Source organism: Streptomyces sp. SAS_272 (assembly GCF_052543235.1).
In genome coordinates, this window is the sequence record NZ_JBMNDR010000106.1 from 23401 (window position 1) to 29852 (window position 6452).

7 protein-coding genes and 1 pseudogene are annotated in these 6452 nt (G+C 71.5%); 5 read left to right on the forward strand and 3 right to left on the reverse strand.

Annotation, left to right across the window (positions count from 1 at the left end; genetic code table 11):
* Positions 1-248: 248 nt before the first annotated feature.
* The 5 genes from ACN6LD_RS37210 (at position 249) to ACN6LD_RS37230 (ending at position 3997) form a co-directional block, all read left to right on the forward strand.
* A complete protein-coding gene (locus ACN6LD_RS37210; protein ID WP_445045458.1) occupies positions 249-752 on the forward strand; it encodes an ATP-binding protein in 504 nt (167 codons plus the stop codon).
* A 75-nt stretch (positions 753-827) separates the two neighbouring features.
* Entirely contained in the window at positions 828-1643 is an 816-nt protein-coding gene (locus ACN6LD_RS37215) for a polysaccharide deacetylase family protein (RefSeq protein ID WP_319197528.1), read from the forward strand.
* Positions 1643-2833 (forward strand): YncE family protein, encoded by a 1191-nt coding sequence (locus ACN6LD_RS37220; protein WP_319197529.1) that lies wholly within the window; start codon positions 1643-1645, stop codon positions 2831-2833. Before ACN6LD_RS37215 ends, ACN6LD_RS37220 begins: the two co-directional genes overlap by 1 nt.
* A 109-nt stretch (positions 2834-2942) precedes the next feature.
* Positions 2943-3155 carry an EF-hand domain-containing protein gene (locus tag ACN6LD_RS37225; protein ID WP_107448719.1) on the forward strand — a complete coding sequence of 71 codons (213 nt, stop codon included), beginning with the start codon at positions 2943-2945 and terminating at the stop codon, positions 3153-3155.
* Between the two features lie 179 nt (positions 3156-3334).
* Positions 3335-3997 (forward strand): NADPH-dependent F420 reductase, encoded by a 663-nt coding sequence (locus ACN6LD_RS37230; RefSeq protein WP_445045459.1) that lies wholly within the window; start codon positions 3335-3337, stop codon positions 3995-3997.
* Between the two features lie 43 nt (positions 3998-4040).
* On the opposite strand, the gene ACN6LD_RS37235 is transcribed toward ACN6LD_RS37230, so the two are convergent.
* The 3 genes and pseudogenes from ACN6LD_RS37235 to ACN6LD_RS37245 all read right to left on the reverse strand — a co-directional run.
* The gene (locus ACN6LD_RS37235; RefSeq protein ID WP_319197532.1) at positions 4041-4583 is read right to left on the reverse strand and encodes an MOSC domain-containing protein; all 543 of its coding nucleotides are present in this window, start codon (positions 4581-4583) and stop codon (positions 4041-4043) included.
* Positions 4584-4662: 79 nt separating this feature from the next.
* A complete protein-coding gene (locus tag ACN6LD_RS37240) occupies positions 4663-6030 on the reverse strand; it encodes an L-serine ammonia-lyase (RefSeq protein WP_445045460.1) in 1368 nt (455 codons plus the stop codon).
* A 56-nt stretch (positions 6031-6086) separates the two neighbouring features.
* Positions 6087-6452: pseudogene (locus ACN6LD_RS37245) on the reverse strand (serine hydroxymethyltransferase); the annotation flags it as partial.

A 6452-nucleotide genomic window follows, 5' to 3' on the forward strand; every position in this document is an offset into this window, starting at 1 on the left:
GACGGGACGTCTCACCGGCGTCCCCCGATGGGGCGGTTTACGGGAACCTTGAGGCGACCTTGAGCCTGTCGTGTCGGGGGTGCCCGTCGCTTGGCGCGGGGCGGGTGTTCGCAGCAGGTCAGGAGGGTTTGTCGGTATCTGCGCTGCCGCTGGCATATGCCGGACGCGCCAATCGGAACAGGGGATTCCGGGGGGCGTATTCCACAGGAACGGCCCCGGAGGGGGCTCGGGGCGGCCATGATGGGGGCATGGCGGGGCTGGAGGGCATCGAACAGCCGCGGGGACACAGCCGTGCGGCCGCGGCGCGCTGGTCGCCTGCGGTGGAGGACGAACAGGCGCTCAAGGCGCTGGAGTTGTTCGGCAACCCGACGGAGGGCGAGGTGCCGTTGCCGTCCCGCCCCGAGTCCGCCGCCGCGGCCCGCCGGCTGGCCCAGGTCGTGGTCCTGCGTCAGTGGGGGCTCGGCCCCAAGGCGGCCGAGGACGTGGTGCTGCTCGTCTCCGAACTCGTCGGCAACGCCGTGCGGCACACCGGCGCCCGCGTCTTCGGCCTGCGCATGCGGCGCCGGCGCGGCTGGATCCGCGTCGAGGTCCGCGACCCCTCCCGTGGGCTGCCCTGTCTGATGCCGGTTCAGGAGATGGACGTCAGCGGGCGGGGCCTCTTCCTCGTCGACAAGCTGTCCGACCGGTGGGGGGTCGATCTGCTGCCCCGCGGGAAGACGACCTGGTTCGAGATGCGGGTAGCCGACCGCTGACCGGTCCGTCCGGCGCCCGGCCGGCGGACGCGGCCGAGGCGTCAATGGTCGGAATCGCGGCATATCACCCCTTAAATGGTGCGGGTGACCCCATCCGACCGCCGTTCCGCGCTGCGGGCGGGCGCCGGGCTCGTCGCCGGAGGTGCGTTCGCGGCCGGGTGCGCGCCCGCCGTGCACTCCTCCGGCGCCGCCGTCCAGCCCGCCGCCTCCCGGTCCCCGGCCTCCCGGCCCGCCGCCTCCCGGTCCCCCGTCCGCACCCCGCCCGCCCCCGCTCCGCGCGCCTTCCCAGGACAGCCCGCCCAGATCACGCACGGTCCCCGCGGCCGTCCCCAGGTCGCCCTCACCTTCCACGGGCAGGGCGATCCCGCCATCGCCCGAGCCCTGCTCGGCGAAGCCGAACGGCACGGCGCCCGGGTCACCGTCCTGGCCGTCGGGACCTGGCTCGACGAACACCCCGACCTCGCCCGCCGGGTCCTCGACGGCGGCCACGACCTCGGCAACCACACCCAGCGGCATCTGGACGTCAACGCGATGTCCGAGGCCGAGGCGACGGCCGAGATCACCGGGTGCGCGCAGCGGCTGCGCCGGCTCACCGGATCCGTCGGGGCGTGGTTCCGGCCCTCCCGCGCCCCCCGCGCCTCCCCGCTCGTCGCTGCACTGGCCCGGCGGGCCGGCTATCCGCACGTCCTGTCCTATGACGTCGACTCCCTCGACTTCACCTCGCCCGGCGCCCCCGCCGTCGCCCGCAACGTCCTCGACGGGGTCCGCAACGGGTCCGTCGTGAGCCTGCACTTCGGGTACGCGGACACGGTCGCCGCGCTCCCCGCCCTGCTGGACGAACTCGACCGCCGCGGACTGCGCGCGGTCACTGCCACGGAGCTGATCGGCTGATGCACCGCAACCTCGCCACAAGCGCCCTGCTCACCGGGGCCGCCCTCGCCGTCCTCGCCGCCTGCGGCACCGATGCCCGAAGCGGCGCGGACGGGACGGGCCGCACCACCGAGCGGGCCGTGCCCGCGCCCGCCAAGAAGGTCGCCGGACCGGTCGTCGACGGCCTGCCGGGCATGCCGCCCGTGCTCGACCCCAAGGACGTCTACGCCGCCGACCGCCCGAACCGGCTCTCCCCGGTGGTCAAGGACTTCCCGTCCCGGGTCTACGTCCCCAACACCGAGTCCGACACCGTTTCCGTCATCGACCCGAAGACGTACCGGGTGATCGAGACGATCCGTGTCGGACGCCAGCCCCAGCACGTCGTCCCCTCCTGGGACCTCAAGACCCTGTGGGTCAACAACGACCGCGGGAACACCCTCACCCCGATCGACCCCGCGACCGGGAAGACGGGCAAGCCGGTCGAGGTGCACGACCCCTACAACCTCTACTTCACGCCCAACGGCAAGTACGCCGTCGTCATGGCCTCCCTCGACCGCGAGCTCGTCTTCCGGGACCCGCACACGATGAAGCGGATCAAGACCGAACCGGTCACCTGTTACGGGGTCAACCACGCCGACTTCTCGCTGGACGGGAAGTACTTCATCGTGTCCTGCGAGTTCAGCGGAGAACTGCTGAAGGTCGACACCGAGCGGATGAAGGTCGTCGCCCAGCAGAAACTGCCCCTCAAGGGCGCCATGCCGCAGGACGTGAAGGTCTCGCCGGACGGCAAGCTGTTCTACATCGCCGACATGATGGCCCACGGCATGTGGATCGTCGACGGAGCCGCCTTCGGCAAGCCGCGGTTCCTGCCCACCGGCAAGGGCTGCCACGGGCTGTACGTCAGCCGCGACTCCCGCGAGATGTACGTCACCAACCGCGGTGAGGGCACCGTCTCCGTCTTCGACTTCGCCAAGGGCGAGCTCACCAAGAAGTGGCGTCTCCCGGACGGCGGCAGCCCCGACATGGGCGGCGTCTCGGCGGACGGCAAGGTCCTGTGGCTGTCCGGGCGCTACAACTCCGAGGTGTACGCGATCGACACCGCCGACGGCCGCCAGATCGCCCGCATCAAGGTCGGCGGCGGCCCGCACGGCCTGGCCGTCTATCCGCAGCCCGGCCGCTACTCGCTCGGCCACACGGGTGTCTTCCGCTAGCGGGAGGTCCTGCGTCCCGCGGTCGGCGAGGCCCGTTAATCTGGCCTGCGTCAGTTGGACAGCAGAACAGCACATGTGCCCGCAAGGCATGAAGAAGAGGGGCGGACCGGTGGCCGACATCGAAGAAGCGCGCAACCATTTCCAGCGGATCGACACGGACGGCGACGGCTTCATCACCGCGGCCGAGTTCAAGACCGCCCTGGCTCAGCAGGGCGACTGGAACGTCACGGAGTCGGTCGCCGAGGCCATCATCAAGTCCCGCGACCTGAACGGCGACAAGGTCCTCTCGTTCGACGAGTTCTGGGCCCACCTGAACAAGTGACGTGAAACCGGCAGGGGGCGCCACGACGAGGCGTCCCCCTTCGCCGTGGTCCGGAAAGCCGCTGCGGGGACCGGAATAGATCCCCGCAGCGCCAGGTTGACGCCGTCCAGAAGCATGCATGTGCATTGATTGTTCGTCGTTCGTCGACCACGCACGGCTCCTGGAAGGCAAGGCCTGTCATGAAGATCGGCATCATCGGCGCGGGCAACATCGGTGGAAACCTCACCCGGCGCCTCACCGCCCTCGGCCACGACGTCTCCGTCGCGAACTCCCGCGGCCCGCACACGCTCACGGAGCTCGCCGAGGAGACGGGGGCCACCCCCGTCGCCGTCGAGGAGGCGGCGCGCGGCGCCGAGATCGTGGTGATCACGATCCCGCTGAAGGCGGTCCCGGACCTGCCGTCCGGCATCCTGGACGGCGCGGCCGACGGCCTGGTCGTCGTCGACACCAACAACTACTACCCGCAGCAGCGCGACGGGCGCATCGCGGCCATCGAGGACGAGGGCCTCACCGAGAGCCGCTGGGTCGAGCAGCAGCTCGGGCGCCCGGTCGTCAAGGCCTTCAACGGCACCTACGCCCAGGACCTCCTGGACCGTCCGCTGACCGCCGGCCACCCCGACCGCACGGCGCTCCCGGTCGCCGGCGACGACGACGCGGCCAAGGCGACGGTGCGCGCCCTGATCGACGAGCTCGGCTTCGACACCGTCGACGCGGGAGGCATCGCCGACTCCTGGCGCCAGCAGCCCGACACCCCGGTCTACGGCCTGCGGGCCGGCGTCGAGGGCGTCACCAAGGCCCTGGCCGCGGCGAGCCCGGAACGCCCGGCGGCCTTCCGAGGCTAGGCTCCTCGCTCCGGTCGGGCAGAGACGGCCGGACGGGGCCGGATCAGACGATCTCGAGGGGCACGTGCGGCCCGTCCGGCAGCTCGACCGTGATCGGGTCGCCGGGCCGCACGACGCCCCCGGCCAGCACGACGCCCATGATCCCGGCCCTGAACGCCGGGCGGCCGTCCGGGGTCCGCCCGACGACCTGCTTCATCAGCCCCTTGCGGAACCCGTCGATCTGCGCGCAGGGATTGCGCAGCCCCGTCACCCGCACCACGGCCTCCGCTCCGAGCCGCAGCCGCGTTCCGGCGGGCAGCCCGAGGAGATCGACCCCCCGCGTGGTCACGTTCTCCCCGAGCTGTCCTGCGGCCACCTCGAACCCGGCCGCGCGCACCTCCTCGAAGAGCTCCTCGTGGATGAGGTGCACCTGCCGCAGATTCGGCTGCGAGGGATCCTTCTTCATCCGGAACCGGTGTTTCACCGTGGCTCCGGCGTGCACGTCGCCCGCCACCCCGAGCCCGGCGACGAGCGTGACGCTCTCGCGGTTGGGCTTGCTGAAGGAGTACGTGCCGTTGCTGCTGACGGCGCCGACCGAGCCGCTCATCCTGGGCCCCCGTTTCTCTTCCCGCCGGTTCCCGGCGGACGTCTCTTGTGCCGACCGCTCCGACCGCTCCGGCGGCGGCTCAGCACTCGATGATGTTCACCGCGAGCCCGCCGCGGGCGGTCTCCTTGTACTTGACGCTCATGTCCGCGCCGGTCTCCTTCATCGTCTTGATGACCTTGTCGAGGGACACCTTGTGCGAGCCGTCGCCGCGCATCGCCATCCGGGCCGCGGTGACCGCCTTGACCGCGGCCATGCCGTTGCGCTCGATGCACGGGATCTGGACCAGGCCGCCCACCGGATCGCAGGTGAGGCCGAGGTTGTGCTCCATGCCGATCTCGGCCGCGTTCTCCACCTGTTCCGGGGAGCCGCCGAGGACCTCGGCGAGCGCACCCGCCGCCATCGAGCAGGCCGAGCCGACCTCGCCCTGGCAGCCGACCTCGGCGCCGGAGATGGAGGCGTTCTCCTTGAAGAGCATGCCGATCGCGCCGGCCGCGAGAAGGAAGCGGACGACACCGTCCTCGTCGGCGCCGGGCACGAAGTTCATGTAGTAGTGCAGCACCGCCGGAATGATGCCGGCCGCGCCGTTCGTGGGAGCCGTGACCACCCTGCCGCCGGCCGCGTTCTCCTCGTTCACGGCCATCGCGTACAGCGTGATCCACTCCATGGAGTGCGCCAACGCGTCGCCCTCCGCCCGGAGTTGACGAGCCGTCATGGCGGCGCGCCGGCGGACGCGCAGACCGCCCGGCAGGATGCCCTCACGGGACATGCCCCGCGAGACGCAGCCCTGCATCACCTGCCACAGCTCCAGCAGGCCCGCCCGGATCTCGTCCTCCGTGCGCCAGGTCCGCTCGTTCTCCAGCATCAGCGCGGAGATCGACAGCCCGGTCTCCTTGGTGAGGCGCAGCAGCTCGTCGCCTGTGCGGAAGGGGTACTTCAGCACCGCGTCGTCGAGTTTGATGCGGTCCGCGCCGACCGCCTCCTCGTCGACGACGAACCCGCCGCCGACCGAGTAGTACGTCTTCGACAGCAGTTCGGCGCCCTGGGCGTCATGGGCCCATATGGTCATGCCGTTGGCGTGGTACGGGAGGGCCTTGCGACGGTGCAGGACGAGATCGTCGTCGAAGGAGAACGGGATCTCGTGCGAGCCCAGCAGGCGCAGCCGCCCGGAATTCCTGATCTGCTCCACCCGCTCGTCGGCGGTCTCCACGTCCACCGTGCGCGGCGAGGAGCCCTCCAGGCCCAGCAGGACCGCCTTGGGCGTGCCGTGGCCGTGCCCGGTCGCGCCGAGCGAGCCGTACAGCTCGCAGCGGACCGAGGCGGCGGAGTCCAGCAGGGACTCGTTGCGCAGCCGCCGCGCGAACATGCGCGCCGCCCGCATCGGGCCGACCGTGTGGGAGCTGGACGGGCCGATGCCGATCGAGAACAGGTCGAAGACCGAGATGGCCACGGGAACTCCTCCAGAAAGGGCGGGGGCGCACGACGTCGGGCGCCCCCACCAGGGAACTACTTGTTCAGGCCGGGGTACAGGGGGTGCTTGTGGGCGAGGGCGGTGACCCGGGCCTTGAGGGATGCGGCGTCGTAGGAGGGCTTGAGGGTCTGGGCGATGACGTCGGCGACCTCGGCGAAGTCCTCGGCGGTGAAGCCGCGGGTGGCCAGGGCGGGGGTGCCGATGCGCAGGCCGGAGGTGACCATGGGCGGGCGCGGGTCGTCGGGGACGGCGTTGCGGTTGACGGTGATGCCGACCTCGTGGAGGCGGTCCTCGGCCTGCTGTCCGTCGAGGGCGGAGGCGCGCAGGTCGACGAGGATGAGGTGGACGTCGGTGCCGCCGGACAGGACGTTCACGCCGGCCTCGCGGGCGTCCGGCGCGGT